Origin of the sequence: Pseudomonas lurida (genome assembly GCF_013522705.1) — a bacterium.
Lineage (GTDB): Bacteria > Pseudomonadota > Gammaproteobacteria > Pseudomonadales > Pseudomonadaceae > Aquipseudomonas > Aquipseudomonas quebecensis.
On sequence record NZ_JAAMRE010000008.1, the window covers coordinates 13,973 to 39,851 of the forward strand.

The 25,879-nt window shown below is 61.6% G+C and carries 23 protein-coding genes; 11 read left to right on the forward strand and 12 right to left on the reverse strand.

Annotation, left to right across the window (positions count from 1 at the left end):
- Window positions 1–2 precede the first annotated feature (2 nt).
- Window positions 3–1,334 (reverse strand): amidase, encoded by a 1,332-nt coding sequence (locus G7025_RS09120; protein WP_181078608.1) that lies wholly within the window; start codon window positions 1,332–1,334, stop codon window positions 3–5.
- A gap of 336 nt (window positions 1,335–1,670) precedes the next feature.
- On the opposite strand from G7025_RS09120, the gene G7025_RS09125 reads away from it, so the two are divergent.
- The 6 genes from G7025_RS09125 to cmoB all read left to right on the forward strand — a co-directional run bounded on the left by G7025_RS09125 (window position 1,671) and on the right by cmoB (window position 8,192).
- Window positions 1,671–2,660, forward strand: a complete 990-nt coding sequence (locus G7025_RS09125) for a GntR family transcriptional regulator (protein WP_181078324.1) — start codon at window positions 1,671–1,673, stop codon at window positions 2,658–2,660.
- Between the two features lie 140 nt (window positions 2,661–2,800).
- Entirely contained in the window at window positions 2,801–5,221 is a 2,421-nt protein-coding gene (gene lon / locus G7025_RS09130; RefSeq protein ID WP_181078326.1) for an endopeptidase La, read from the forward strand.
- A gap of 190 nt (window positions 5,222–5,411) precedes the next feature.
- Window positions 5,412–5,801, forward strand: coding sequence for a protease inhibitor I42 family protein (locus G7025_RS09135; RefSeq protein ID WP_181078328.1), 390 nt, complete (start codon window positions 5,412–5,414; stop codon window positions 5,799–5,801).
- Window position 5,802: 1 nt separating this feature from the next.
- Window positions 5,803–6,459, forward strand: a complete 657-nt coding sequence (locus G7025_RS09140) for a lysoplasmalogenase (protein WP_181078330.1) — start codon at window positions 5,803–5,805, stop codon at window positions 6,457–6,459.
- Between the two features lie 36 nt (window positions 6,460–6,495).
- Window positions 6,496–7,239, forward strand: a complete 744-nt coding sequence (cmoA, locus tag G7025_RS09145) for a carboxy-S-adenosyl-L-methionine synthase CmoA (RefSeq protein WP_181078332.1) — start codon at window positions 6,496–6,498, stop codon at window positions 7,237–7,239.
- Window positions 7,236–8,192 carry a tRNA 5-methoxyuridine(34)/uridine 5-oxyacetic acid(34) synthase CmoB gene (gene cmoB / locus G7025_RS09150; protein WP_181078334.1) on the forward strand — a complete coding sequence of 319 codons (957 nt, stop codon included), beginning with the start codon at window positions 7,236–7,238 and terminating at the stop codon, window positions 8,190–8,192. Before cmoA ends, cmoB begins: the two co-directional genes overlap by 4 nt.
- Before the next feature lie 140 nt (window positions 8,193–8,332).
- Here the strand turns inward: cmoB and tadA are convergent, their stop codons facing one another.
- The 10 genes from tadA to lptF form a co-directional block, all read right to left on the reverse strand.
- Window positions 8,333–8,830, reverse strand: coding sequence for a tRNA adenosine(34) deaminase TadA (gene tadA, locus G7025_RS09155; RefSeq protein ID WP_181078336.1), 498 nt, complete (start codon window positions 8,828–8,830; stop codon window positions 8,333–8,335).
- On the reverse strand, window positions 8,830–10,212 hold the full coding sequence (locus G7025_RS09160) for a multicopper oxidase family protein (protein ID WP_181078338.1): 1,383 nt from the start codon (window positions 10,210–10,212) through the stop codon (window positions 8,830–8,832). The genes tadA and G7025_RS09160 overlap by 1 nt, the downstream gene beginning before the upstream one ends.
- Window positions 10,213–10,339: 127 nt before the next feature.
- Complete coding sequence (gene pdxJ, locus G7025_RS09165; RefSeq protein WP_034096056.1) at window positions 10,340–11,083, reverse strand: pyridoxine 5'-phosphate synthase; 744 nt, start codon at window positions 11,081–11,083, stop codon at window positions 10,340–10,342.
- A gap of 52 nt (window positions 11,084–11,135) precedes the next feature.
- Window positions 11,136–11,825 carry a DNA repair protein RecO gene (gene recO, locus G7025_RS09170; protein ID WP_181078340.1) on the reverse strand — a complete coding sequence of 230 codons (690 nt, stop codon included), beginning with the start codon at window positions 11,823–11,825 and terminating at the stop codon, window positions 11,136–11,138.
- Window positions 11,826–11,966: 141 nt separating this feature from the next.
- Window positions 11,967–12,869: a GTPase Era gene (gene era, locus G7025_RS09175; RefSeq protein WP_016978271.1), complete on the reverse strand. Its 903-nt coding sequence runs from the start codon at window positions 12,867–12,869 to the stop codon at window positions 11,967–11,969.
- A complete protein-coding gene (rnc, locus tag G7025_RS09180) occupies window positions 12,862–13,551 on the reverse strand; it encodes a ribonuclease III (RefSeq protein WP_033902449.1) in 690 nt (229 codons plus the stop codon). Before rnc ends, era begins: the two co-directional genes overlap by 8 nt.
- Window positions 13,552–13,697: 146 nt before the next feature.
- Complete coding sequence (lepB, locus tag G7025_RS09185) at window positions 13,698–14,552, reverse strand: signal peptidase I (RefSeq protein WP_181078343.1); 855 nt, start codon at window positions 14,550–14,552, stop codon at window positions 13,698–13,700.
- Between the two features lie 5 nt (window positions 14,553–14,557).
- Complete coding sequence (gene lepA, locus G7025_RS09190; protein WP_181078344.1) at window positions 14,558–16,357, reverse strand: translation elongation factor 4; 1,800 nt, start codon at window positions 16,355–16,357, stop codon at window positions 14,558–14,560.
- Window positions 16,358–16,508: 151 nt separating this feature from the next.
- Window positions 16,509–17,588, reverse strand: a complete 1,080-nt coding sequence (gene lptG, locus G7025_RS09195) for an LPS export ABC transporter permease LptG (protein WP_181078346.1) — start codon at window positions 17,586–17,588, stop codon at window positions 16,509–16,511.
- Window positions 17,581–18,699, reverse strand: a complete 1,119-nt coding sequence (gene lptF / locus G7025_RS09200; RefSeq protein ID WP_181078348.1) for an LPS export ABC transporter permease LptF — start codon at window positions 18,697–18,699, stop codon at window positions 17,581–17,583. Before lptF ends, lptG begins: the two co-directional genes overlap by 8 nt.
- Before the next feature lie 285 nt (window positions 18,700–18,984).
- On the opposite strand from lptF, the gene G7025_RS09205 reads away from it, so the two are divergent.
- From G7025_RS09205 to rlmF, 5 genes are all read left to right on the forward strand, one after another.
- Window positions 18,985–20,475 carry a leucyl aminopeptidase gene (locus G7025_RS09205; RefSeq protein ID WP_181078350.1) on the forward strand — a complete coding sequence of 497 codons (1,491 nt, stop codon included), beginning with the start codon at window positions 18,985–18,987 and terminating at the stop codon, window positions 20,473–20,475.
- A gap of 60 nt (window positions 20,476–20,535) precedes the next feature.
- Window positions 20,536–20,964, forward strand: coding sequence for a DNA polymerase III subunit chi (locus G7025_RS09210; RefSeq protein ID WP_181078352.1), 429 nt, complete (start codon window positions 20,536–20,538; stop codon window positions 20,962–20,964).
- A gap of 7 nt (window positions 20,965–20,971) precedes the next feature.
- Window positions 20,972–21,361 carry a DNA polymerase III subunit chi gene (locus tag G7025_RS09215; protein ID WP_181078354.1) on the forward strand — a complete coding sequence of 130 codons (390 nt, stop codon included), beginning with the start codon at window positions 20,972–20,974 and terminating at the stop codon, window positions 21,359–21,361.
- Between the two features lie 123 nt (window positions 21,362–21,484).
- Window positions 21,485–24,331, forward strand: coding sequence for a valine--tRNA ligase (locus G7025_RS09220; protein WP_181078356.1), 2,847 nt, complete (start codon window positions 21,485–21,487; stop codon window positions 24,329–24,331).
- Window positions 24,332–24,500: 169 nt separating this feature from the next.
- The gene (gene rlmF / locus G7025_RS09225) at window positions 24,501–25,517 is read left to right on the forward strand and encodes a 23S rRNA (adenine(1618)-N(6))-methyltransferase RlmF (protein WP_181078358.1); all 1,017 of its coding nucleotides are present in this window, start codon (window positions 24,501–24,503) and stop codon (window positions 25,515–25,517) included.
- 68 nt (window positions 25,518–25,585) lie between these two features.
- Here the strand turns inward: rlmF and G7025_RS09230 are convergent, their stop codons facing one another.
- The gene (locus tag G7025_RS09230) at window positions 25,586–25,867 is read right to left on the reverse strand and encodes an HU family DNA-binding protein (protein ID WP_003188840.1); all 282 of its coding nucleotides are present in this window, start codon (window positions 25,865–25,867) and stop codon (window positions 25,586–25,588) included.
- Window positions 25,868–25,879 lie beyond the last annotated feature (12 nt).

Below are 25,879 nucleotides of genomic sequence, written 5' to 3' on the forward strand. Positions count from 1 at the left end.
CCTTAAACGTTAAGTACGGATTCGACGGACAACGCGGCGCGCAGCAGGCGCGCGTCCTCCCCCGTCGGGGCGCTGAGCAGCATCCCGGTGGGCAGGCCCAGGGCGTCGCGGCCGCTGGGCAGGGTCACGCCGGGCATGTCCAGCAGGCTGCCGGGCATGGTCAGGCGCAGGGTGGCGAGGTTGGTGGTGGCGAAAAGTTGATCGTCGGCTTCCAGTGGGGCCAGGGGCGGGGCGACGTGGGCGACGGTGGGTGTGATCAGGATCGCGCCGTCGAGGTCGTCGACCACGTGTTGTTGCAGGCGTTGGCGCGCTTCGATCAGGCCGATCAACTGGCTGGCCGGCAGGCCGCGCGCGGTTTCAAGGCGGCGCCGCACGCGTGGATCAAGTTGCGCGGCGTTGCAGCTGTCGAGCAGGGCCTCGTGCAGGGCGAAGGCTTCGAAGGCACCGAGCCAGCCTTGTTGCTGGATCAGTTCCAGCGTGGCCTTGAAAGCGGGGCTTTCCCGATTTTCGATCAAGGCACCGGCGGCCTTCAGTTGCTCCACGGCGCGCAGCAGGTTATTGCCCACGGCCGGCTCAACGTTGCTCAGCACACTGTGCTCCAGCACAAACCGCTGCCCCTTGAGGCTGCGCGGCATGTGGCGTTGAGCTCGGCCGTGGAGCAGATCGTCCAGGGTCAGTGCATCGCGCACGCTGCGCGTCAACGGGCCAAGGCTGTCGAGGGAACGGGCCAGAGGGAAGACGCCGTCGCGGCTGTAGCGCCGGCTGCTGCTGCGATACCCCACCAGGCCGTTGAGCGCCGAGGGGATGCGGATCGACCCGGCGGTGTCGGTGCCCATGGCGATCGGCACGATACCGGCGGCGACGGCCACCGCCGAACCGGACGACGAGCCGCCGGGAATCCGCGGCTGATCGCTGCCATAGGGGTTGTGCGGCGTACCGTAATGCGGGTTGAGGCCCAGACCGGAATAGGCCAGTTCACTGAGGTTGGTTTTGCCGACGCTGACCATCCCGGCGCGGCACAACAGGCCGACAATGGGCGCATCGAGCACGGCGGCGGGCGCATTACGACGGTAGGCGGTGCCGGCGGTGGTGACGCTGCCGGCGACGTCGAACAAGTCTTTCCACACCAGGGGCACACCATCGAACCCGCTCAGTGGCTGACCGGCACGCCAGCGGGCGGCGGCGGCCTCGGCTTCACGGCGGGCGCGCTCGGCGGTGAGGCTGATAAACACGCTGCTCGACCGTTGGGCCTGGTCGAGCGCATGTTCAAGCGCTTGCACCGGATCGCTGCGACCGCTGGCGAAATCCTCGGCCATTGACGTGGCATCTGGCATCATCACACCCCACTCTAAAACGTACATATTAATAAAATGTACATTTTACAAAGGCAGTATCCGTGCCAGCCTGTGTTCGTGGGTTGACGATTAATCCGTGGCTGTCGCCAAGAATCGCGGGATAGAGGCTTTTCCAACGTTGGAAAAATCTGACGGGTAAAGGAAATCTCCGCCAGGCCCAAATAATGTATGTTTTATTAATAAATACATTTTGGTGCAGAAAAGTAACAACGCCTCGGCCAAGGCCCCAAAAAAGTGCCTCCGGCGTGGCGCAGAGTGACAGGCGCTTCTATGAGAGAATCCCCGGCCATCGTCCTACATGCCTTTGAGAAATCGATGAAAGCAGCATCCTCCTCGGCCTCCCGTTACGCGATGATTCACCAGGTGTTGCGTGACGCGATTGTCAGCGGCACCGCGCGGCACGGGCTGGTATTGCTGGAAGCGCCCCTGGCCGAACTGTTCGGCACCAGTCGCGTGCCGGTGCGCAAGGCGTTGGATCTGCTGCATGACGAAGGCCTGATCTGCCGCTTCAACGGCCGTGGTTATCTGATCAACCCCGAAGGCCTGGCGATGGAGCCGCTGCGCCTGCCCTTGAGCCATGCGCACCTGGGCCTCAATGGCGAGGCCGAACTGATGGACACTCGGCCGCTGGGCGAGCGCATCGTCGAGGAGATCGGCGCGGCGCTGTCCACCTGTATCGCCTTCGGCCATTACCGCCTGGATGAGCAAGCTGCCGCCGACCATTACGGGGTAAGCCGCGCGGTGGTGCGTGAGGCGCTGATGCGCCTGCGCGACCGCGGCCTGGTGGAAAAGGAGCCCTATTCCCAATGGCTGGCGGGGCCTCTGACCGCGCGGGAAGTCACCGAAGATTACGAATTGCGCGCCTGCCTGGAACCCGAAGCCTTGCGCCAGAGTGCACCGAACCTCGACCGCGACATGCTGGAAGCCATGCTGCAGCGCGTACTGGATGCCCAGGCCAGCCCCCAGTGCAGCCTGGAAGCCATCGAGCAGATCGAAGAGGACTTGCACCAGCGCTGCCTGGCCGGCCTGCAAAACCGCAAGATTGCCGCGTTGATTCGCCAGGGCCAGAGCCCGATGATCATCAGCCGGATCTTTTACCGATTGCTGGGGATCGGCGCCGACCCGGCGATGCTCGCCGAACATCGCTTGATTTTGGAGCTGCTGCTGCATGGCGCATTCGATGCGGCGGCGTTGAACCTGCGCGAGCACTTGCAACGGGCCCGGCAGCGGATGCTGCAGCGCTTGAAAGTGCTATCGGTGCTGCCGGAACAGCCACTCCCCGCCTACCTTCATAAAATCAGCTGACCCAATGTGGGAGCAGCCCCCTCCCCCATGAGCGGGTCGCCGCAGTAATTTCATGCAATATGTTGCTATCTCACCCCCACCATTGAAACCACCGCTACCTCGCCCCATCTAAGCACCATACTTCCTGATGCAGGTGCCCCATGAGCGACCAGCAAGAATTTCCCGATTACGACCTTAACGACTACGCCGATCCCGAAAACGCTGAAACCCCCTCGACCAATACCGGCCTGGCCCTGCCCGGTCAGAACCTGCCGGACAAGGTCTATATCATCCCGATCCACAATCGGCCGTTTTTCCCCGCGCAAGTGTTGCCGGTGATCGTCAATGAAGAGCCCTGGGCCGAAACCCTGGAACTGGTGAGCAAGTCCGAGCATCACTCCCTGGCCCTGTTTTTCATGGACACGCCGCCGGAAGACCCGCGCCACTTCGACACTTCCAGCCTGCCTTTGTATGGCACCCTGGTGAAGGTGCACCACGCCAGCCGCGAAAACGGCAAGCTGCAATTCGTCGCCCAGGGCCTGACCCGCGTGAGGATTCGCACCTGGCTCAAGCACCACCGCCCGCCGTATCTGGTGGAAGTCGAATACCCGCACCAGCCGTCCGAGCCGACCGACGAGGTCAAGGCTTACGGCATGGCGCTGATCAACGCCATCAAGGAACTGCTGCCCCTCAACCCGCTGTACAGCGAAGAGTTGAAGAATTACCTCAACCGCTTCAGCCCCAACGACCCGTCGCCGCTGACCGACTTTGCCGCCGCCCTCACCTCCGCCACCGGCAACGAGCTGCAGGAAGTGCTGGACTGCGTGCCCATGCTCAAGCGCATGGAGAAAGTACTGCCGATGCTGCGCAAGGAAGTCGAAGTCGCGCGCCTGCAAAAAGAGCTGTCCGCGGAGGTGAACCGCAAGATCGGCGAGCACCAGCGCGAGTTCTTCCTCAAGGAACAGCTCAAAGTCATCCAGCAGGAGCTGGGCTTGACCAAGGACGACCGCAGCGCGGACGTCGAGCAGTTCGAGCAGCGCCTGGAAGGCAAAGTGTTGCCGGCCCAGGCGAAAAAACGCATCGACGAAGAACTGAACAAACTGTCGATCCTGGAAACCGGCTCGCCGGAATACGCGGTCACGCGCAACTACCTGGATTGGGCCACCTCGGTGCCATGGGGCGTGTACGGCAAGGACAAGCTCGACCTCAAGCACGCCCGCAAGGTGCTGGATAAACACCACGCGGGCCTCGACGACATCAAGAGCCGCATCCTCGAATTCCTTGCCGTGGGCGCCTACAAAGGCGAAGTCGCCGGTTCCATCGTGCTGCTGGTGGGTCCGCCGGGCGTGGGTAAGACGAGCGTGGGCAAATCCATCGCCGAATCCCTGGGCCGGCCGTTCTACCGTTTCAGTGTCGGTGGCATGCGCGACGAGGCCGAGATCAAGGGCCATCGCCGCACCTACATCGGCGCCCTGCCGGGCAAACTGGTGCAGGCGTTGAAAGATGTGGAAGTGATGAACCCGGTGATCATGCTCGACGAGATCGACAAGATGGGCCAGAGCTTCCAGGGCGACCCGGCGTCGGCGCTGCTGGAAACCCTGGACCCGGAGCAGAACGTCGAATTCCTCGACCACTACCTGGACCTGCGCCTGGATCTGTCCAAGGTGCTGTTCGTGTGCACCGCCAACACCCTGGATTCCATCCCCGGCCCATTGCTCGACCGTATGGAAGTGATTCGCCTGTCGGGCTATATCACCGAAGAAAAAGTCGCCATCGCCAAGCGCCACCTGTGGCCCAAGCAACTGGAAAAAGCCGGTGTGGCGAAGAACAGCCTGACCATCAGCGACGGGGCACTGCGCGCGCTGATCGACGGTTACGCCCGTGAAGCCGGGGTGCGCCAGCTGGAGAAGCAGCTGGGTAAACTGGTGCGCAAGGCCGTGGTCAAGTTGCTGGATGCGCCGGACACGGTGATCAAGATCGGCAACAAGGATCTGGAAAGCTCCCTGGGCATGCCGGTGTTTCGCAACGAACAAGTACTGTCCGGCACCGGGGTCATCACCGGCCTGGCGTGGACCAGCATGGGCGGCGCGACCTTGCCGATCGAAGCGACGCGCATCCACACCCTCAACCGTGGCTTCAAGCTCACGGGCCAGTTGGGTGAAGTGATGAAGGAGTCCGCCGAAATTGCCTACAGCTACATCAGTTCGAATCTGAAATCGTTCGGCGGCGATCCGAAATTCTTTGACGAAGCCTTCGTGCACCTGCACGTACCGGAAGGCGCCACACCGAAGGACGGCCCGAGCGCCGGCGTGACCATGGCCAGCGCGCTGTTGTCGCTGGCACGCAACCAACCGCCGAAAAAAGGCGTGGCCATGACCGGCGAGCTGACGCTGACCGGGCATGTGCTGCCGATTGGCGGCGTGCGCGAAAAAGTCATCGCGGCGCGGCGTCAGAAGATCCATGAACTGATCCTGCCGGAACCGAACCGTGGCAGCTTTGAAGAATTGCCGGAGTACCTGAAGGAAGGCATGACGGTGCATTTCGCCAAGCGCTTTGCGGATGTGGCGAAGGTGCTGTTCTGATAGACCGTTAGCGCTTGCACTGGCCTCATCGGGGGCAAGCCCCCTCCCACACTTGAATGGGTTCACAACTCAACCTGTGGGAGGGGGCTTGCCCCCGATGGCGTAAGTGGCCGCAACCTGTATCCAGCGTGTAACACCCGGTCTTATCTTCGGTTATGCTCGGTCTTCGTCGCCAAACATCGGAGCCCTCATGACCGCTGCCCGCCTGCTTCTCCCCTTGAGCCTTGCCCTGCTGACCGCGTGTGCCAGCGCGCCGAAGCAAAACGTCAGCGTGGACAATCAGAGCGCCTGCCCGCTTCAGCTGAAAAGCGGACAAAACCTGATCCTCACCCTGCCCAGCAACCCCACCACCGGTTATCGCTGGGCCATCCAGGATTCAGCCGGCGGGGTGTTGCGCGCACTGAGTCCCGAGGTCTATAGCAGCAGCGAATCCGGGGTGATCGGCGGGGGCGGCCAATCGACGTGGCGCTTCCAGGCCTTCGCACCGGGCCAGGGCCGTTTGCGCCTGACTTCCCAGCAACCCTGGGAGCCCGAAGCCGAGCCCGTCGAGAGCTTCGACTGCGCCATTACGGTCAACTGACATGCCTTGGCTGATTCTCGCGCTGATGGGCGCCGGCACCTTTATCTACGGCCTGACCACTCACGCCACACTGTTGTGTCTGCTGGTCAAGCCGTTGCCGGTGCTGGCGCTGTTGGGCTGGCTGCATGATGCGCCACCCACCGACTATCGACGCTGGATCAGCCTGGGACTGATTTTTTCGCTGCTGGGCGATGTACTGCTGGCCTGGCCGGGAGACCTGTTTATCTTTGGCCTGGGCGCGTTTTTGCTGGCGCATCTGGCGTACCTCAAGGCTTATTTCAGCGATTGCCGGCGTCTGGCGCTGCTGCCGTTGATCCTCGCGCTGGGCGTGGGCGCCGTGTTGCTGAGCATCCTGATTGGCCACGGCCTGGGCGACCTGCTGGTGCCGGTGGTGGTCTACGCCCTGGTGATCAGCGCCATGCTCTGGCGCGCGCTGGCCCGCTTGGGCAGCGATGTGCCCAAGCGTTCGGCGCTGCTCGCCGCGGCGGGGGCGACATCCTTTGTGTTTTCCGACACGCTGATCGGCATCAATCGTTTCGTGGTGGCGTTTGAGGCAGCTCCCTATTTGTTGATTGCAACCTATTGGCTGGGCCAGTGGGGCATCACGGCCTCGGCTTTCCATCAGACAACCCGCGCATCCGCTGACCAACTTGGCTAAAATGCCGGCCTTTCCCCCATCGTCGCCGGAACAACCGTGAGCCAAGAACCCGATCGCCTATTCGCCCAGCCCCTTCCCCAGGTGCCGGACTTCGCCTTTAACGAGGACGTGGTGCGGGTGTTCCCCGACATGATCAAGCGTTCGGTGCCCGGTTACCCGACCATCGTCGAAAACCTCGGCGTGCTGGCCGCGCAGTTCGCCCAGCCCCACAGTGTGCTCTACGACCTCGGTTCGTCCCTTGGCGCAGTGACCCAGGCGTTGCGGCGCCATGTACGCACCGAGGGTTGCACGGTGATCGCGGTGGATAACTCGGCGGCAATGGTCGAGCGCTGCCGCCAGTACCTCAATGGCCAGGACTCGATGTTTCAGGAGTTGCTGCCGGTGGAGGTGGTCGAGGGCGATATTCTCGCGCTGCAATTCCAGCCGGCCTCGGTGGTGGCGCTGAACTTCACCTTGCAGTTCATCGCGCCCGAGGAGCGCCTGGCATTGCTCGGGCGTATCCGTCAGGCGCTGCTGCCCGGCGGGGCGCTGATCCTCTCGGAAAAACTGCGCTTCAATGACCTTGAAGAACACGCGCTGCTCACCGACCTGCACGTCGCGTTCAAACGCGCCAACGGCTACAGCGAACTGGAAATTGCCCAGAAGCGCAGCGCCATCGAAAACGTCATGAAACCCGACAGCCTCGAAGAACACCGCGAACGCCTGTTGGCGGCCGGATTCTCGAAAGTGGTGCCGTGGTTCCAGTGTCTTAACTTTGCCTCGTTGATTGCCTTGCCATGATTGATTTGTCCCCCCTCGCCCGCCATCTGGTCGGCACTCCCCTGGCCGTCTGGGCTCAGGGCCTGCAGGCGCAGCTCGACAGCAAGATGGAGAAGGGGCATGGCGACCTTGCGCGCTGGCAAAGTGCGTTGGATGCGCTGCCAGAGCTCCAGCCCAGCCAAGTCGACTTGCTCAATGGCCTGACCCTGGACGCCGATTGCGACGACGCCACCCGCGCACAGATGCACACCGCGCTGATGGGCCTGAGCCCGTGGCGCAAAGGCCCGTTCCATTTGTTCGGCGTGCATGTGGACACCGAATGGCGCTCGGACTGGAAGTGGTCGCGCGTTGCTCCGCACCTGGACCTCAAGGGCAAACGCATCCTCGATGTCGGTTGCGGCAACGGTTACTACATGTGGCGCATGCTCGGTGCCGGCGCCGACAGCGTGATCGGCGTGGACCCCAACTGGCTGTTCTTCTGTCAGTTCCAGGCTGTGCAGCGCTATCTGTCCGAGCCCAGGGCCTGGCACCTGCCGTTCCCCTTCGAAGACCTGCCGGCGAACCTGGAAGGCTTCGACACGGTGTTTTCCATGGGCGTGTTCTACCACCGTCGCTCACCCATCGAGCATTTGCTGGCGCTGAAGGACACCCTGGTCAAGGGCGGCGAGCTGGTGCTCGAAACATTGGTGGTGGAAGGCGATCAGCAACAGGTGCTGGTGCCGGAAGACCGTTATGCGCAGATGCGTAACGTGTGGTTCCTGCCGTCGGTACCGGCATTGATGCTTTGGCTGCGGCGTGCCGGGTTCAGTGATGTGCGGTGTGTGGATGTGAGTGTGACCACGGTGCAGGAACAGCGTGGGACGGAATGGATGAAGTATCAATCCCTCAGCGATTTCCTCGATCCGGATGATCACAGCAAGACGATTGAAGGGCTGCCGGCGCCTATGCGGGCCGTCATCATCGCCAAAAAGTAAGCCCCCGTCCCGCTGGAAAAATGAAGCTCAAAATATGGGTGGAGGCTTGCCCCCGATTTCAGAGTGTCGGTCAGCATAGCCTTAGCTGACCCGCCGTCATCGGGGGCAAGCCCCCTCCCACATTTGATCTGCTGTGTTCTTTAGAGGGCGGGTTTGGCCCGGCGGGCTTTGAAGAATTCGCTCAGCACCGTGCCGCACTCCTCGGCCAGCACACCGCCTTCAAACAACACCCGATGATTCAAAAAACCCTGGGTGAAAAACTGCCCCTGGCTTTGCACAATCCCGGCCTTGGGCTCCAACGCGCCATACACCACCCGCGCGATGCGTGAATGCACGATCAGCCCGGCGCACATGCTGCACGGTTCCAGGGTCACGTACAGCGTACTGCCCGGCAGGCGGTAGTTGCTGACAGCTTGCGCGGCGGCGCGGATGGCGACCATCTCGGCATGCGCGCTGGGGTCGTGGGTGCTGATGGGGCAGTTGAAACCACGCCCGATGATTTCGCCGTCCTGCACCAGCACCGCGCCGACCGGCACTTCACCCAGCGCCGCGCCTTGGGCGGCGAGGGCCAGGGCTTGGCGCATGAAGTCCTGGTCACGGCTGCGGTCGATGATTGCGATGGGGCGAAACTGGCGCATCACGCCACCTCGATGGCGGCCATCAGGCCGGTTTCCATATGGTCGATCACGTGGCAGTGGAACATCCACACCCCTGGGTTATCCGCCACCAGCGCTACGCGGGCGCGTTCGTTTTTGCCCAGCAGGTAGGTGTCGGTGAAGTACGGGATCACCTTGTGGCGGTTCGAGGCGATCACCTTGAAGCTCATGCCGTGCAGGTGGATGGGGTGCTGGTACTGGGTCATGTTCTTCAATTCGAAAATGTAGCTCTTGCCCTTTTCCAGCCTGGCGATCGGGCGGTCGGCGCAGGTCTTGTCGGTGATGTCCCAGGCCTGCCCGTTGATCTGCCACAGGCTCGGCGGCTTGCCGTTGTCGACATTGACCGAGACCGAACCGACCCACTCGAAATTGAAGTTGAGCTTTTCGGCATTGGCCAGGTCCGGCTCGCTGATCGGGTTGGCGGGCAACGCCGCGGGCCACTCGGCGGGCGCGTCGGAGCCAGGCACCGAACGAAAGGTGCCCAGGCGCACCGGGCCGTTGCGGATCGACAGTTCTTCACCCGCCGGCGGCGCCTTGATTGCCAGGCAGATGCGCATGCCCGGGCCCAACCAGTATTCCTTGCCCAGCGGGCGCGGTTCGACGGGATTGCCGTCCAGCGCGTAGATCCGTGCTTCGACGTCGGGAATATTGATGCGATAGGTCAGGGTGTTATCGAGGTTGAGCAGGCGCACGCGGGTAATCTGCCCGGCCGGCAGATCGATCACCGCCTGGGACACGCCATTGATCGTCGACAAGCGCCCGGCCGTACCGCCACGCGCGGCCTCACGGGGAATGCTGAAAGCGACAAAGGCGCCCTCGTCATCCACGTGCCAGCTTTTCAGGCTCAGGGTGCGTTCGTGCTTGAAACCGGTGGGTTCGCGCTCTTCGATGATCAACGGCCCGACCAGGCCCCGGCCAAGTTCTTCGCTGCTGTTGACGTGGGGGTGGTACCAGTAGCTGCCAGCGTCGGGCACGCGGAATATGTAGTCGAAATATTCGCCGGGCAGCACTGGCAACTGCGAGACGTAGGGTACCCCGTCCATTTCCAGCGGCAGGCGGATACCGTGCCAGTGGATGGTGGTGGCGACCGGCAGATGGTTGATAAAGCGCACCCGCAACCACTCACCCTGGCGCACACGCAACTCGGTGCCCGGCGCCGATGGGCCGAACGCCCAGGCTTGAGTCTTGTGTCCCGGCACCAGCTCAACATCCAACGGTGCCGCGATCAGTTCGTAATCGTGCCCCGCTTCGGCCTCGGCGACTTTCCCCAGCCAGTAGCGGTAGGCCCCACCGGCACCGACGCCCACTACGGCCAGGCCTGCCAGGCCACCCAGGATTTGTCGACGGGAAAAGGATCGGGACACAACAACCTCACGTATCGGCCGCAGGCATGTGGCCTGCAAAGGGCAGATACGATACACCTGCGCGGGCTAAACAGTAAGGGTTCTCATGTGGGAGGTGACGCCCTCCCACATTGCAGCTTGGCTGTTTTTAGTGCTTGGCGGCGGCCAGGATCAGGGCCTTCATTTCGGCAACCGCGCCTTTGAAGCCGACGAACAGCGCGTGGGCCACCAGGGCATGGCCGATGTTCAGTTCGTTGATGCCCTTGATCGCGGCGACGGCCTCGACGTTGTGGTAGTGCAAGCCGTGACCGGCATTGACGATCAAGCCTTCATTGAGACCGCAGTTCACGCCTTCGATAATGCGTTGCAGCTCGTCTGCGACCTCTGTCGGCGTGGTGGCATCGGCGTAGCGGCCAGTATGCAGTTCGATGGCGGGCGCGCCGACGCGGCGCGAGGCCTCGATCTGGCGCGGGTCGGCGTCGATAAACAACGACACTTCGCTGCCGATCTTCGACAAACGCTGCACCGCCGCCTTGATCCGCGCTTCCTGGCCCGCCACATCCAGGCCGCCCTCGGTGGTCAGTTCCTGGCGGGTTTCCGGCACCAGGCAGATATGCGCCGGACGAATGCGCTCGGCGAACGCCATCATTTCTTCGGTAACGCCCATCTCGAAATTCATACGGGTTTGCAGCACATCCTTAAGCAGCAGCACATCGCGCTCCTGAATGTGGCGGCGGTCTTCGCGCAGGTGCACGGTGATGCCGTCGGCGCCCGCTTCTTCGGCGTCCAGCGCGGCCTTGACCGGATCCGGGTAGCGCGTGCCCCGGGCCTGGCGCAGGGTAGCGACGTGGTCGATGTTGACGCCAAGAAGAATGCGATTGCTGGTGGTCACGGAAGCGCTCCTGAAAAGGGGAAAGAAACGCTGCACAGCATACACGGGGATGTCAGGGCTTTCGAAACAACTCGCGACTGACCAGCGGTCGCCCGCCCAGGTGCACGGCCAGGGCCTGGCGCATCAGGCGCTTGGCGGCGGACAAGGCGCCGGGCGCGGTCCAGTCGGCTTCGCTCATGGCCAGCAGCTCGGTGCCCTGAAATAGACCGGGTTGCAGCAAGTAGACACGCTCCAGCCCCGCGTCCACTTGCAGGCGATACATGCCATCGGCGGCGATGGGGTCGCCGTGCAGGTCGTTGTGCAGTTCGAAGCCGTAGCCCAGGTCGTCGAGCAGGCGCCATTCGAAGGCGCGCAGCAGCGGCTCCAACGCGCGTCCTTCGGCCAGGGCCAGCAAGGTGGCGGCGTAGTGATCGAAGACCGCCGGGTGCGGGTCTTCGGCGGGCAGCAGGCGAATCAGCAGCTCATTGAGGTAGAGACCACTGAACAAGGCATCGCCATTGAGCCAGGCCGATGTGCCGACACTTTCCAGGCGGCCGACGTTCTTCAGCTCGCCCTTGCCGCGAAACTCCACGTCCAACGCCACAAAGGGCCGCGCCAATGTCCCGGCCTTGCCCCGCGCGCTACGCAACACCGCGCGCAGGCGGCCTTGGGGCGTGAGAAAATCCACCAGCGCGCTGGTCTCGCGGTAGGCACGGCTGTGCAGGACGTAGGCGAGTTGGCTGGGGGGTTGGGATTGGGACATGGGTTCTCTATCGTGAAAACAACACAAACCTAATGTGGAAGGGGCTTGCCCCCGATGGCGGTGGCTCAGTCACGTATTTATTAACTGATCCACCGCTATCGGAGGCAAGCCCCCTCCCACATTTTTGGCCCTGCGGCGTCCTTACAGGTCGCCGTAGCCAAGGGAACGCAACGCGCGCTCGTCATCGGACCAGCCGCCTTTCACCTTCACCCACAGGTTGAGCATGATTTTGGAGTCGAACAGCAATTCCATGTCCTTGCGCGCTTCGGTGCCGATGCGCTTGATGCGCTCACCCTTGTCGCCAATGATGATCTTCTTCTGGCCATCGCGCTCCACGAGGATCAGCGCATGGATATGCAGGGTCTTGCCCTGCTGTTTGAATTCTTCAATTTCGACGGTGATCTGGTAAGGCAGCTCGGCGCCCATCTGGCGCATGATTTTCTCACGCACCAGTTCGGCGGCGAGGAAACGGCTGCTGCGGTCGGTGATCTGGTCTTCCGGGAAGAAGTGCTCGTTCTCCGGCAGGTGCTCGGCGATCACGCGCTCCAGGGCATCGAGGTTGTGGCCGTGCTGGGCGGAGATCGGGATGATCTGCGCGTTCGGCAGTTGTTCCTGCAGCCAGCTCAGGTGCGGCATCAGCTCGGCTTTGTCTTCGATGCGGTCGGTCTTGTTCAGCGCGACGATCAACGGGCCGGTGACGTATTGCACACGCTCCAGAACCATTTGGTCTTCGTCGGTCCACTTGGTGCGGTCGACCACGAAGATCACCACGTCGACGTCTTTCAACGCCGCCGAAGCGGTTTTGTTCATATAGCGGTTGAGGGCTTTCTCGCCACCTTTATGCATGCCCGGCGTGTCGACGTAGACCGCTTGCACGTTGCCTTCGGTCTTGATGCCCAGCATGTTGTGGCGGGTGGTCTGTGGCTTGCGCGAGGTGATCGCGAGTTTCTGCCCGAGGATGTGGTTGAGCAGCGTGGACTTGCCCACGTTGGGGCGGCCGACGATGGCAACATAGCCACAGCGTGTTGCGGTTGAATCAGTCATGGCCATTCTCCACGCCCAGGGCAATCAGTGCTGCGGCGGCCGCTACCTGTTCGGCAATACGACGGCTCACACCCTGACCTCGGCTTTTTTCGTTCAATAAGGTGATTTCACATTCCACGAAGAACACGCGGCAATGGGGCTCGCCCTGGATATCCACCACTTCGTAGCGTGGCAGTTCGCACCCGCGCGATTGCAGGAATTCCTGCAGACGGGTCTTGGGGTCTTTGTTGGTGTCGACCAGGGTAAGGCTTTCGATTTCCGACGTCAGCCACGCGGTAACCCGCTCCTTGGCCGCTTCCATGCCTGCATCCAGGTAGATCGCACCGATCAGCGCCTCGAGGGCATCGGCCAGGATCGATTCACGACGAAACCCGCCGCTTTTCAATTCGCCGGAACCCAGGCGCAGATATTCGCCCAAGCCAAAGCCACGAGCCAGTACGGCCAGGGTCTCGCCTTTCACCAGGCGTGCGCGCAAACGCGACAGCTGGCCTTCACGGGCTTGAGGGAAACGCTCAAACAGCGCTTCACCGGCAACGAAATTGAGAATGGCATCACCGAGGAATTCCAGGCGCTCGTTATTGCGCCCGGCGAAACTGCGGTGTGTGAGGGCAAGGACCATCAGTTCCTGGTCCTTGAAGGTGTAACCGAGCTGGCGCTCGAGACGACTGAGAGAAACGGTCACGGTTTATCCATATTGAGTTGGTGGCACCGGCGGCCATCGACGATTGACGCAGTGTTCAAATTCAAATCCTGGTGGGTGCTGCCTGAGGCCGGAATTGTCCACGCCCCAGAAAAGCATTCGGCGCTGTGTTCACAGCGCCGTCTGTATTACTTGATCAACCCGACCCGCGAGAAATTCGGCAGGTGGCTGAGCTTGGGTTCCGGCCAGCTCATCCAGACGGCGAAAGCCTTGCCGACGATATTCTCGTCGGGGACCATGCCCTGGAGCTCCTTGGGAATCGTTGCATCATCCCAGTAGCGGCTGTCATTGGAGTTGTCGCGGTTATCGCCCATCATGAAGTAATGGCCGGCCGGTACTTTCCACTGACCTCCCTGCATGGTGCGGCTCATGGCCTTGTGCACCAAGTGCTCGGAGTCTGCGCCCAGTTGTTCCTTGTACACGGCGACATCACCCAGTTGCGGGTCGTACGTGGTGCCGATCATCTGATCGGTGATCAATTGATCGTTCACGTACAGATGCTTGTCGTGCGTATAGCGAACGGTATCGCCGGGCAAGCCGATCACGCGCTTGATGTAGTTGACGCTAGGGTCCGCGGGGTAGCGGAACACCATCACATCGCCGCGTTGCGGGTCGCCGACTTCAATGACTTTCTTGTCGATCACCGGCAGGCGAATCCCGTAGGAAAACTTGTTCACCAGAATGAAGTCGCCCACGTCCAGGGTAGGTTTCATGGACCCCGAAGGGATCTGAAACGGCTCCACCAGGAACGAACGCAGCACCAGCACGATGAACAAAACCGGGAAGAACGACTTGCCGTATTCAACCAGCAGGGGCTCTTTGTTCAGCTTCTCGATCACCACGCCATCGGGCTGGCTGACGCTGCCCTGATAGGACGCGATAGCCGCCCGACGACGCGGGGCGAAGAACACCAGATCGAGCAACGCCAGGAGGCCGCACACGGCAACGGCGATGACCAGCAACAGCGGGAAATTTAGCGACATAGGACCTAACTATCCAACCTGAGCACCGCAAGGAAGGCTTCTTGTGGAACTTCCACGTTGCCCACTTGCTTCATGCGTTTTTTACCGGCCTTTTGCTTCTCAAGCAGCTTGCGCTTACGGCTTACGTCACCGCCGTAGCATTTGGCCAGTACGTTCTTTCTGAGTGCCTTGACGGAAGTTCGCGCGATGATCTGCCCGCCGATGGCGGCCTGGATCGCAACGTCGAACATCTGGCGCGGAATCAGTTCTTTCATTTTCTCGGTCAACTGGCGACCTTTGTAGTGCGCGTTGTCCTTGTGCACGATCAGTGCCAGGGCATCAACCTTATCGCCGTTGATCAACACATCCAGTTTCACCAGATTAGCCGATTGGTAACGGTCGAAATGGTAATCCAGCGAAGCATAGCCGCGACTGGTGGACTTGAGACGGTCGAAGAAGTCCAAGACCACTTCGTTCATCGGCATGTCGTAGGTCACTTGGACCTGGGTACCGAGGAACAGCATATCGCGCTGCACGCCGCGCTTTTCGATACACAGGGTAATGACGTTGCCCAAGTGTTCCTGCGGAACCAGGATATTGGCCCGCACGATAGGCTCGCGCATGTCTTCGATCGCCGACAGATCCGGAAGCTTGGAGGGGTTGTCGACGTAAATCGTTTCACCGGTTTTGAGCAACAGCTCGAAAATAACGGTGGGAGCGGTGGTGATCAGGTCCAGGTCGTATTCGCGCTCGAGGCGCTCCTGGATGATTTCCATGTGCAGCATGCCCAGGAACCCGCAGCGGAAGCCGAAGCCCAGGGCGTCGGAGCTTTCCGGGGTGTACTGCAACGACGAGTCGTTGAGGGTCAGCTTTTGCAGGGCTTCGCGGAAATCTTCGAAATCGTCGGAGCTGACCGGAAACAGGCCTGCATATACCTGCGGCTGAATGCGCTTGAAGCCCGGCAGCACGTCGACGTCCGGCGTGGAGCTGAGCGTCAGGGTGTCACCCACCGGCGCGCCGTGGATGTCCTTGATGCCAGCGATGATGAAGCCTACTTCACCGGCTTTCAGATCAACGGTCGCGGTGTGCTTGGGGTTGAACACCCCGACGCTGTCCACCAGGTGGATCTTGCCGGTGGACTTGACCAGAATCTTGTCGCCCTTCCTCACGCGGCCATGGCGCACGCGCACCAGGGAGACAACGCCCAGGTAGTTGTCGAACCAGGAGTCGATGATCAACGCTTGCAGCGGATCTTCGATATTGCCGGTGGGGGCCGGAATGGTGTGGACCAGGCGCTCGAGCACTTCGTCGACGCCCAGGCCGGTCTTGGCGCTGCAGGTGACGGCGTCGGTGGCGTCAATGCCGATGATCTTCTCGATCTCTTCCTTGACGCGCTCGGGCTCGGCCTGCGGCAGGTCGATCTTGTTCAGCACGGGCATGACTTCCAGGCCCTGCTCGATCGCGGTGTAGCAGTTGGCAACCGACTGTGCTTCAACGCCCTGGCCGGCGTCGACCACCAGCAGGGCACCTTCACAGGCCGCCAGGGACCGGCTGACTTCGTAGGTGAAGTCAACGTGGCCCGGGGTATCAATGAAGTTCAGCTGGTAGGTGATGCCGTCTTTGGCCTTGTAGTACAGCGTGACGCTGTGGGCCTTGATGGTGATCCCGCGCTCGCGTTCGAGGTCCATGGAGTCCAGGACCTGGGCTTCCATTTCACGCTCGGCAAGGCCGCCGCACATCTGGATGAATCGATCGGCCAGCGTCGACTTGCCATGGTCAATGTGGGCGATGATGGAGAAATTGCGGATATGACTCAAATCACTCACGGATCAACACTCAAAAAGGCTGCAGGCAGATTGCCCGCTGAAAAATAGCCGGGAATTGTACCTGATGGTCAGGCCAGGCGTCATCTTTGCTGACCAGAACAAAAATGCCCCGATCTTCCAACCGGGGCATTTTTTGTTCATAAGCGCGCTATCAACCGGCTCGACGCAGCAGCCAGAACCCGGCCAGGGCGCAGATGGCGGTGGGCACCAGCACTGCGAACAGTGGCGAGAAGCCAAACACCAGGCTCGAGGGACCGAGCAGGTCCTGGGCAATCCGGAAGGTAAAGCCCACCAGCACGCCGGTGAACACCCGCTGGCCAAGGGTCACGGAACGCAGCGGCCCGAAGATGAACGAGATCGCCATCAGCACCAGCGCGGCGGTCACCACCGGCTGCAATACCTTGACCCAGAAAGCCAGCCAGTAACGACCGTTATTCAGGCCCTGATCCTTGAGATAGTGGATATAGCTCCACAAACCGGAGATCGGCAGGCTTTCCGGGTTCATCACCACCGTATTGAGCAGTTCCGGCTTGAGGGCGATGTCCCAGGCCTCGGTCGGCACGTTGATCACTTCGGTGCTGGCCTTGGTGCCTTGGCCGGCGTTGCGGAAATAAGTGGTGGTGACATCGCTCAGTTGCCATTTTTCCGCGTCGTACTGCGCACGTTTGGCGAAACTGGACGACAACATGTGGCGTTCTTTGTCGAAGGTATAGCGCGTCACACCGATCAACAGGCCGCCAGGTTGCACGGCGTTGATGTGGATGAATTCTTCACCCTGACGATGCCACAGGCCGTGCTTGGCGCTTTGCGCGTCGCCCGAACCCTGGGCCAGGGCGCGGTTGGCCTGGGCCGTGGACTCGGCTGGCGGCGCCACGTATTCACCGATCAGCACGCTGCACAGCATCAACAGCAGCATGGGTTTCATCACCGCCCACACGATACGACCGATGGACACACCGGCGGCACGCATGATGGTCAGTTCGCTGTTGCTGGCCAGGCTGCCGAGGCCGATCAGGCAACCGATCAGCGCGGCCATCGGCATCATGTCGTACAGGCGACGCGGCGCGGTGAGCGCTACGTAGCTGAGCACGTCGGTGACCGTATAGGTATCGCTGACGTTACCCACTTCATCGATGAAGGCAAACAACGAGGCCAGGCCCAGGATGATGCCCAGTACCGCCAGGATGGCGATGAGCACACTGCTACCGATGTAGCGATCAAGCTTAGCCACGGGCCAACTCCTTCTGGCCACGACGGCTCTTCATCTTCAAACGAACAGGTTCCCAATAAAGCAGCCCCAGGCCGATCACCAGGAAGATTGCGTGCACCCCCCACAGGCCTAAGACCGGCGAAAGCTTGCCTTTCTCCAGGGAACCACGAGCGGAAATCAGCAGGGTGAGGTAAGCCATATACAGCAGAATTGCCGGCAACAGCTTGAGGAATCGGCCCTGGCGTGGGTTGACGCGCGACAGCGGCACGGCCATCAAGGTCACGATAAACACCAGCAGCGGCAGGGAAAGACGCCATTGCAGCTCGGCGATGGAGCGCAGCTCCGGGTTGCCGAACAGCTGCGCCGTAGGAATTGCGTCGCGGTCGGTGACTTCGTTGCTGACGTCCGGACGAGCCAGCATCACACCGTACGTGTCGTACTTGATCGCGCGGTAATCGGCCTGGCCCGGGCTGCCGTCATAGCGGTAGCCGTTTTCCAGGATCAGATAGCGGCTGCCGTCGGGACGCACTTCCTGGCGACCCGAGTCGGCCACCAGCACGGAAATGCCACGGTCCTTCTTATCCTGGCCCAGGCGTTTTTCGGAGATGAATACCCCACCCAGGTTGGCGCGGTCTTCGGTCATGGTTTCGGTGTAGGTCACCCGAGTGCCATCGCTGAGCGCCTGGAAACGGCCCGGCTCAAGGGTGTCGAACTCGGTCATGGCATCCTGTTTGTTCAGCACCAGCTGGAACTGCATGGCGCCCTGGGGGGCCAGGCTCAGGCTCAGCCAGGCTACGATCAGAGCAATGCCGGCTGCCGGGATCATGGTCATGGCCAGCAGGCGCTGCTGGCTCATGCCGGTGGCCGAGAGCACGGTCATTTCGCTTTCGAGGTAGAGGCGACCGTACGCGAGCAGGATCCCGAGGAACAGGCCCAGCGGCAGGATCAGTTGCAGGAACCCCGGCAGGCGAAAGCCCATGATCAGGAACAGTGAACCTGGGTCCAGGGCGCCGGAAGCCGCCTGGGCGAGGTATTTGACGAAACGACCACTCATGATGATGACCAGCAGCACCGCACTCACGGCACTCAGGGTCAACAGGACTTCGCGGGACAGATAACGGAAGACGATCAAACCAGACACTCCAGGGTTGTCAGGCTAAGGCGGCCAAACAAGCAAGCATACCGAGTCAGCCCCCTTTACGAGGGGCCGGCTAAAAAGATGGCGCATTATCCTGTGATTGACCGCGCCTGTCACTGCGCAACCTCACGTGCATGCACAAAGGCTGCGCCAAGGGTTGTCAGGCTCCGCCGGCGAGGTTCAAACTGCGGCCTTTGTCGCTGGCGGTTTACACGACTGCCAAGCTTTAAAGCCTGGGTACAGACGCCAGGCTCACAGACCTTTATAAGGGACCCGAACATGGAATTGGTTGTAAAAAGCGTTAGCCCCGAAACGTTGAAGACCGCCACCCTCGTGGTCGCCATCGGCGAAGACCGCAAGCTCGGTGTCGCCGCCAAGCAACTGGATGAGCTCAGCGGCGGCGCGATCAGCGCGGTGCTCAAGCGCGGTGACCTGGCCGGCAAAGTGGGCCAGAGCCTGCTGCTGCAAAGCCTGCCCAACCTCAAGGCCGACCGCGTGTTGCTGGTGGGCGTGGGCAAGGACGCCGAACTGGGCGACCGCCCGTTCCGCAAGATCATCAGCGGTGTGCTCGGCACCCTCAAGGGCCTGGGCGGCGCCGATGCGACGCTGGCACTGGATGAAATCGTGGTCAAAGGCCGCGACAGCTACGGCAAGACCCGCCTGCTGGCCGAAACCCTGGTGGACGGCGGCTACGTATTCGACCAGTTCAAGAGCCAGAAAGCCGAACCCCGTGCCCTGAAGAAAATCACCCTGCTGACCATCAAGGCCGCCCAGGCTGAAGTGACCCGCGCCGTGACCCATGCACAGGCCATCGCCAACGGTATGTCGTTCACCCGCGACCTGGGCAACCTGCCGCCGAACATCTGCCACCCGACGTTCCTGGGCGAGCAGGCCAAGGCGCTGGGCAAGGAATTCAAGGGTCTCAAGGTTGAAGTGCTGGACGAGAAGAAGATCAAGGACCTGGGCATGGGCTCGTTCTATGCCGTGGGCCAGGGCAGCGACCAGCCGCCACGCCTGATCGTGATGCAATACAACGGCGCCAAGAAATCCGAGAAGCCATACGCCCTGGTAGGTAAAGGCATCACGTTCGACACCGGCGGTATCAGCCTCAAGCCTGGCGCCGGCATGGATGAGATGAAGTACGACATGGGCGGCGCCGCCAGCGTGTTCGGCACCCTGCGCGCCGTACTGGAGCTCAAGCTGCCGATCAACCTGGTGTGCATCCTGGCGTGTGCCGAGAACATGCCGAGCGGCGGTGCTTCGCGACCAGGCGATATCGTGACCACCATGAGCGGCCAGACCGTGGAAATCCTCAACACCGACGCCGAAGGCCGCCTGGTGCTGTGCGATGCCCTGACCTACGCCGAGCGTTTCAAGCCGCAGGCCGTGATCGACATCGCCACCCTGACCGGTGCCTGCGTGGTCGCTTTGGGCGCTCACACCTCCGGCCTGTTGGGTAATAACGACGAACTGATCGAGCAACTGCTCAGCGCCGGCAAGGCCGCCGACGACCGCGCCTGGCAACTGCCGCTGTTCGATGAATACCAGGAACAGCTGGACAGCCCGTTCGCCGACATCGCCAACATCGGTGGGCCGAAGGCCGGCACCATCACCGCAGCGTGCTTCCTGTCGCGCTTTGCCAAAAACTTCAACTGGGCTCACCTGGATATCGCCGGTACCGCCTGGACCAGCGGCGGCAAAGACAAGGGCGCCACCGGCCGTCCAGTGCCGTTGCTGACTCAGTACCTGCTCGATCGCGCCAAAGCTTAACCAACGCCCCCTCCCCCCTTTGCCTCTATAAAAGGGGGGCGGGCCGTTGCAGGAACCCACATGCCCCAAGTCGACTTCTACATATTGCCCAGCGCCGATCCCTCCGCGCGCCTGGACTTTGCCTGCAAACTCACGGAAAAAGCCTGGCGCATGGGCCATCGCATCTACCTGCATTGCAGCGATGACGCCCAACGCGAGGAACTCGATGCCCGCCTGTGGCGCTTCAAAGGTGAGAGCTTCGTGCCCCACGGCCCTGCGGAAGCCGAACCCGAAGGCCGGGTGGTGCTGGGGCGGGGCGATAACTGCGGCGACCACCAGGACCTGCTGGTCAATCTGGACTTGAAAGTCCCGTCCTTTGCCGGAACATTCGCCCGCGTCGCGGAGGTGGTGGTGGAAGATCCGGCTATTCGTCAGGCTGCGCGGGAGAGTTTCCGTTTCTACCGCGAACAGGGCTATCCTTTGCAAGATCACCGGTTACAACGACTTTGAGCACACGATGGACACTTCCAACCCGTTAAAAAAAGATGACCACCTGCTGGACGACCTGGAGTCGATCCGTCAGTTGCTGGGTGATGAGGGTTTGCAACCGCCACTGCTGACCGAAGCGGTCAACGGTGAGGTACAGATCCCGCTGTTGTTCGACATGGTCGGCGGCAAGCCGGTTGCGCCGCAGCCGAGTGTCGAAGCCCCGGCCGTCGTGGAAGCCGCGCCTGCCGAAAAGGCACCCGACGCCTTGCTGCTGCACCTGGACAACGAACTGCGCGCCGCCGCACAACTGATCATGCAAGACGTGATCGACGACTTTGCCCCGCATATCGAAACCGAGATCAAACGCCGGATGGATGCGCGGATGGAGCGGCTGATCGCCGCTGCTACAAACAACTAGCCACAAGCCGCAAGTTAAAGCACTGCACGCCACTTGCAGCTTGTGGCTTATAGCTTGCAACTGCTTCACACCGCTATACTTGCCGGCTTTCCTGAATAAATGCCAACTAGGGTCCCGCCGCGCATGGATAAGACCTACCAGCCCCACGCAATTGAAACTTCCTGGTACCAGACCTGGGAGTCCGAGAACTATTTCGCCCCACAAGGTGCGGGCGAGTCCTACACCATCATGATTCCGCCACCGAACGTCACTGGCAGCCTGCACATGGGCCATGGCTTCAACAATGCGATCATGGATGCACTGATCCGTTTCCGCCGCATGCAGGGCCGTAACACCCTGTGGCAACCGGGCACCGACCACGCCGGTATCGCCACGCAGATGCTGGTGGAGCGTCAACTCGAAGCCACTGGCCAGAACCGCCATGACCTGGGCCGCGAGAAATTCCTGGAAAAGATCTGGGAATGGAAGGATCAGTCCGGCGGCAATATCAGCCGTCAGATCCGTCGCCTGGGTTCGTCCGTCGATTGGAGCCGCGAGCGCTTCACCATGGACGACGGCCTGTCCGAGGCCGTAAAAGAAGCCTTTGTGCGCCTGCACGAAGACGGCCTGATCTACCGCGGCAAGCGCCTGGTCAACTGGGACACCAAACTGCACACGGCGATTTCCGATCTCGAAGTGGAAAACCACGACGAGAAAGGCTTCCTGTGGAACCTCAAGTACCCGCTGGCAGACGGCGCCAGAACCGCCGAAGGCAATGACTACCTGATCGTGGCCACCACCCGTCCGGAAACCATGCTCGGCGACGCCGCCGTCGCGGTTAACCCGAACGACGCGCGCTACCAGGCGCTGATCGGCAAGTTCGTCGAGCTGCCATTGGTCGGCCGCCGCATCCCGATCATCGCGGACGACTACTGCGACCCTGAATTCGGCACCGGCTGCGTGAAAATCACCCCGGCCCACGACTTCAACGACTATGAAGTCGGCAAGCGCCACAACCTGCCGCTGCTGAACATCTTCGACAAGAACGCCACTGTGTTGCCGGCCTGCCAGGTCTTCAACCTGGACGGCAGCCTCAACGACAGTGTCGACGGCAAGATCCCGGCTGAATTTGCCGGTCTCGACCGCTTCGAAGCACGCAAGCAGATCGTTGCCGCCTTCGACGCCGCCGGCCTGCTGGTCAGCGTTGACGACCATGGCCTTAAGGTGCCGAAAGGCGACCGTTCCGGCACCGTGATCGAGCCGTGGCTGACCGACCAGTGGTACGTCTCCACCAAGCCGCTGGCCGAGCCTGCGATTGCTGCCGTGGAAGATGGCCGCATCCAGTTCGTGCCTAAACAGTACGAGAACATGTATTTCTCGTGGATGCGCGACATCCAGGATTGGTGCATCAGCCGTCAGCTGTGGTGGGGCCACCGTATTCCGGCCTGGTACGACGAGTCGGGCAAGGTCTACGTAGGCCGCGACGAAGCCGAAGTGCGCGCCAAGCACAACCTCGGTGCCGACGTTGCGCTGCAACAGGACAACGACGTACTGGACACCTGGTTCAGCTCGGGCCTGTGGACCTTCTCCACCCTGGGCTGGCCGCAGCAGACCGAATTCCTGAAGAAGTTCCACTCCACCGACGTGCTGGTCACCGGCTTCGACATCATTTTCTTCTGGGTTGCCCGGATGATCATGCTGACCATGCACCTGGTGAAGAACGAGGACGGCACCCCGCAGGTACCGTTCAAGACCGTGTACGTGCACGGCCTGGTCCGCGACGGCCAGGGCCAGAAGATGTCCAAGTCCAAGGGCAACGTGCTGGACCCGCTGGACATCATCGACGGCATCGACCTGGAGACCCTGGTTCAGAAACGCACCTCGGGCCTGATGCAGCCGAAACTGGCGAAGAAGATCGAGAAACAGACCCGCGACGAATTCGCCGACGGCATCGCCAGCTACGGCACCGATGCCCTGCGCTTCACGTTCTGCTCGCTGGCGTCTACCGGCCGCGACATCAAGTTCGACATGGGCCGCGTCGAAGGCTATCGCAACTTCTGCAACAAGATCTGGAACGCCGCACGCTACGTGCTGGACAAGGGCGAAGACTGCGGCCAGAACGGCGAAGCCTACGAGCTGAGCCTGGCCGACCGCTGGATCATCTCGCAGTTGCAGCGCACCGAAGCCGAAGTGACTCGCCAGCTCGATCAGTTCCGTTTCGACCTGGCGGCCCAGGCGTTGTACGAGTTCATCTGGAACCAGTATTGCGACTGGTACCTGGAACTGTCCAAGCCGGTGCTGTGGGACGAAAACGCGCCGGTGGAACGCCAGCGCGGCACCCGCCGTACCCTGGTGCGCGTGCTGGAAGTGGCGCTGCGCCTGGCCCATCCGTTCATGCCGTTCATCACCGAAGAAATCTGGCAGCGCCTGGCGCCGCTGGCCGGTATCGAAGGCAAGACCATCATGCTGCAACCTTGGCCGGTGGCCAATGAAGCCCGCATCGACGAGGCGGCCGAGAGCGATATCGAATGGCTCAAGACCCTCATGCTCGGCACGCGCAACATCCGCGCCGAGATGAACATAGGTCCAGGCAAGCCACTGGCCGTGTTCGTCAAGAACGCCAGCGCTGAGGACCAGCGTCGCCTCAGTGAGAACGATGCGCTGCTCAAGAAGCTGGCCAAGCTGGAGTCGATCACCGTATTGGCTGCCGATGCCGAAGCACCGCTGTCCGCCACCGCACTGGTCGGCGACATGGAAGTGCTGGTGCCGATGGCCGGGTTGATCGACAAGGGCGCGGAACTGGCCCGTCTCGACAAGGAAATCGCGCGCCTGCAAGGCGAAGTGCAGCGGGTGGGCGGCAAACTGTCCAACGCGGCGTTCGTCGACAAAGCGCCGGCCGAGGTGATCGAGAAAGAACGCGCCAAGCTGGCTGAAGCTGAACAGGCTTTGGGCAAACTGGCCGAGCAGCATGCGCGGATTTCCAGCCTCTAAGGCTTGATTCGCGTGAAGAAAGAGACCTTCGGGTCTCTTTTTTTGCCGGCATTTTCCCAAGCCCTTGCCTGCAACACCGCCATAGGGGCAAGCCCTCTCCCACATTTGCCCGAGTTGAGCTCAGGATGTGTGACAATGGCCGCCACATTGAGCCAAACCCAGAATCAACATGACCGCCCCCAGCACACCGAAACCTCCGCGCAAGAAGCCTAAATCCGCCGCCGCAGCCAAGCCGGTGGTGCCGCGCAAAGAGGCAACCCTGCACCCGCGCAACCGCCACACGGGCCGTTACGACTTCCCGGCCCTGATCAAGACCACGCCGGAACTGGCGCAATTCGTGATCATCAACCCCTACGGCAAAGAGAGCATCGACTTTGCCAGCCCGGATGCGGTGCGGGTGTTCAATCGCGCGTTGCTCAAGGCGTTCTATGGTGTCCAGCACTGGGACATTCCCGCCGATTACCTCTGCCCGCCGGTGCCGGGGCGTGCCGATTATGTGCACTTCCTCGCCGACCTGCTGGCCAGCGTCAACGACGGCAAGATCCCGCGCGGCTCGATCGTCAAGGTGCTGGACATCGGCATGGGCGCCAACTGCGTCTACCCGCTGATTGGCTACATGGAGTACCGCTGGAACTTCCTCGGTTCGGAGGTCGACCCTATCGCCGTGGCGGCGGCCAAGGCCATCGTGCAGTCCAACGACCTGAGCAAGGTGATCCAATTGCGCCAGCAGACCAACCCCAAGCAGATCCTGCTGGGCCTGCTCGAACCGGGCGAACGCTTTGACCTGACCATGTGCAACCCACCGTTCCACGCGTCCATGGAAGAAGCCACCAAGGGCAGCGAGCGTAAGTGGCGCGCCCTGGGCAAGGCCGACCCCAAGCGTAAGTTGCCGGTATTGAACTTCGGTGGCCAGTCGGCCGAGCTGTGGTGCGAAGGCGGCGAAGCGCGGTTCGTAACGCAGCTGATCGCCGAAAGCGCGCATTTTGCTCACAAGGTGTTGTGGTTCAGCACCCTGGTGTCGAAAGCGTCGAACCTGCCAGCCATCGAAACCGCACTGAAAAAGGCCGGGGTGCTGGAAAGCCAAGTGGTGGAAATGTCCCAGGGGCAGAAGCAGAGCCGCTTCGTGGCCTGGACCTTCCAGACCAAGAACGAGCAGCAGATCTGGCGCCAGCGCTGGGTGCGCTAGCGCCCGAATCGCAGGCAACAAAAAACCGTGCCCGGATCGCTCCGAAGCACGGTTTTTTTTGCTGCGTCTTACTTGTTAACAGCGTCGGTCAGGCCTTTGGCCACAACCAGCTTGATAACTTTCTTGGCAGCGATTTCGATGGCAGCGCCAGTCGAAGGGTTACGGCCAGTACGGGCAGGACGCTCGGTCACTTTCAGTTTGCCAACGCCTGGCAGAGTGATTTCGCCGCCGTTTTCCAGCTGATCGGCAACAACCTGGCTCAGTTGGTCCAGCAGAGCGCGCACGGTGGTTTTCGGTGCGTCTACTGCTTCAGCCAGATCAGCGATCAGTTGGTCTTTAGTAATAGCCATTGTGGTGTTCCT

What these genes read in the sequence shown, in the direction of transcription:
- G7025_RS09120 (WP_181078608.1), bottom strand. Translation starts at nt 1,334, where the DNA reads ATGCCAGATGCCACGTCAATGGCCGAGGATTTCGCCAGCGGTCGCAGC.
- G7025_RS09125 (WP_181078324.1), top strand. Translation starts at nt 1,671, where the DNA reads ATGAAAGCAGCATCCTCCTCGGCCTCCCGTTACGCGATGATTCACCAG.
- lon (WP_181078326.1), top strand. Translation starts at nt 2,801, where the DNA reads ATGAGCGACCAGCAAGAATTTCCCGATTACGACCTTAACGACTACGCC.
- G7025_RS09135 (WP_181078328.1), top strand. Translation starts at nt 5,412, where the DNA reads ATGACCGCTGCCCGCCTGCTTCTCCCCTTGAGCCTTGCCCTGCTGACC.
- G7025_RS09140 (WP_181078330.1), top strand. Translation starts at nt 5,803, where the DNA reads ATGCCTTGGCTGATTCTCGCGCTGATGGGCGCCGGCACCTTTATCTAC.
- cmoB (WP_181078334.1), top strand. Translation starts at nt 7,236, where the DNA reads ATGATTGATTTGTCCCCCCTCGCCCGCCATCTGGTCGGCACTCCCCTG.
- tadA (WP_181078336.1), bottom strand. Translation starts at nt 8,830, where the DNA reads ATGCGCCAGTTTCGCCCCATCGCAATCATCGACCGCAGCCGTGACCAG.
- recO (WP_181078340.1), bottom strand. Translation starts at nt 11,825, where the DNA reads ATGTCCCAATCCCAACCCCCCAGCCAACTCGCCTACGTCCTGCACAGC.
- era (WP_016978271.1), bottom strand. Translation starts at nt 12,869, where the DNA reads ATGACTGATTCAACCGCAACACGCTGTGGCTATGTTGCCATCGTCGGC.
- lepB (WP_181078343.1), bottom strand. Translation starts at nt 14,552, where the DNA reads ATGTCGCTAAATTTCCCGCTGTTGCTGGTCATCGCCGTTGCCGTGTGC.
- G7025_RS09205 (WP_181078350.1), top strand. Translation starts at nt 18,985, where the DNA reads ATGGAATTGGTTGTAAAAAGCGTTAGCCCCGAAACGTTGAAGACCGCC.
- G7025_RS09210 (WP_181078352.1), top strand. Translation starts at nt 20,536, where the DNA reads ATGCCCCAAGTCGACTTCTACATATTGCCCAGCGCCGATCCCTCCGCG.
- G7025_RS09215 (WP_181078354.1), top strand. Translation starts at nt 20,972, where the DNA reads ATGGACACTTCCAACCCGTTAAAAAAAGATGACCACCTGCTGGACGAC.
- G7025_RS09220 (WP_181078356.1), top strand. Translation starts at nt 21,485, where the DNA reads ATGGATAAGACCTACCAGCCCCACGCAATTGAAACTTCCTGGTACCAG.
- rlmF (WP_181078358.1), top strand. Translation starts at nt 24,501, where the DNA reads ATGACCGCCCCCAGCACACCGAAACCTCCGCGCAAGAAGCCTAAATCC.
- G7025_RS09230 (WP_003188840.1), bottom strand. Translation starts at nt 25,867, where the DNA reads ATGGCTATTACTAAAGACCAACTGATCGCTGATCTGGCTGAAGCAGTA.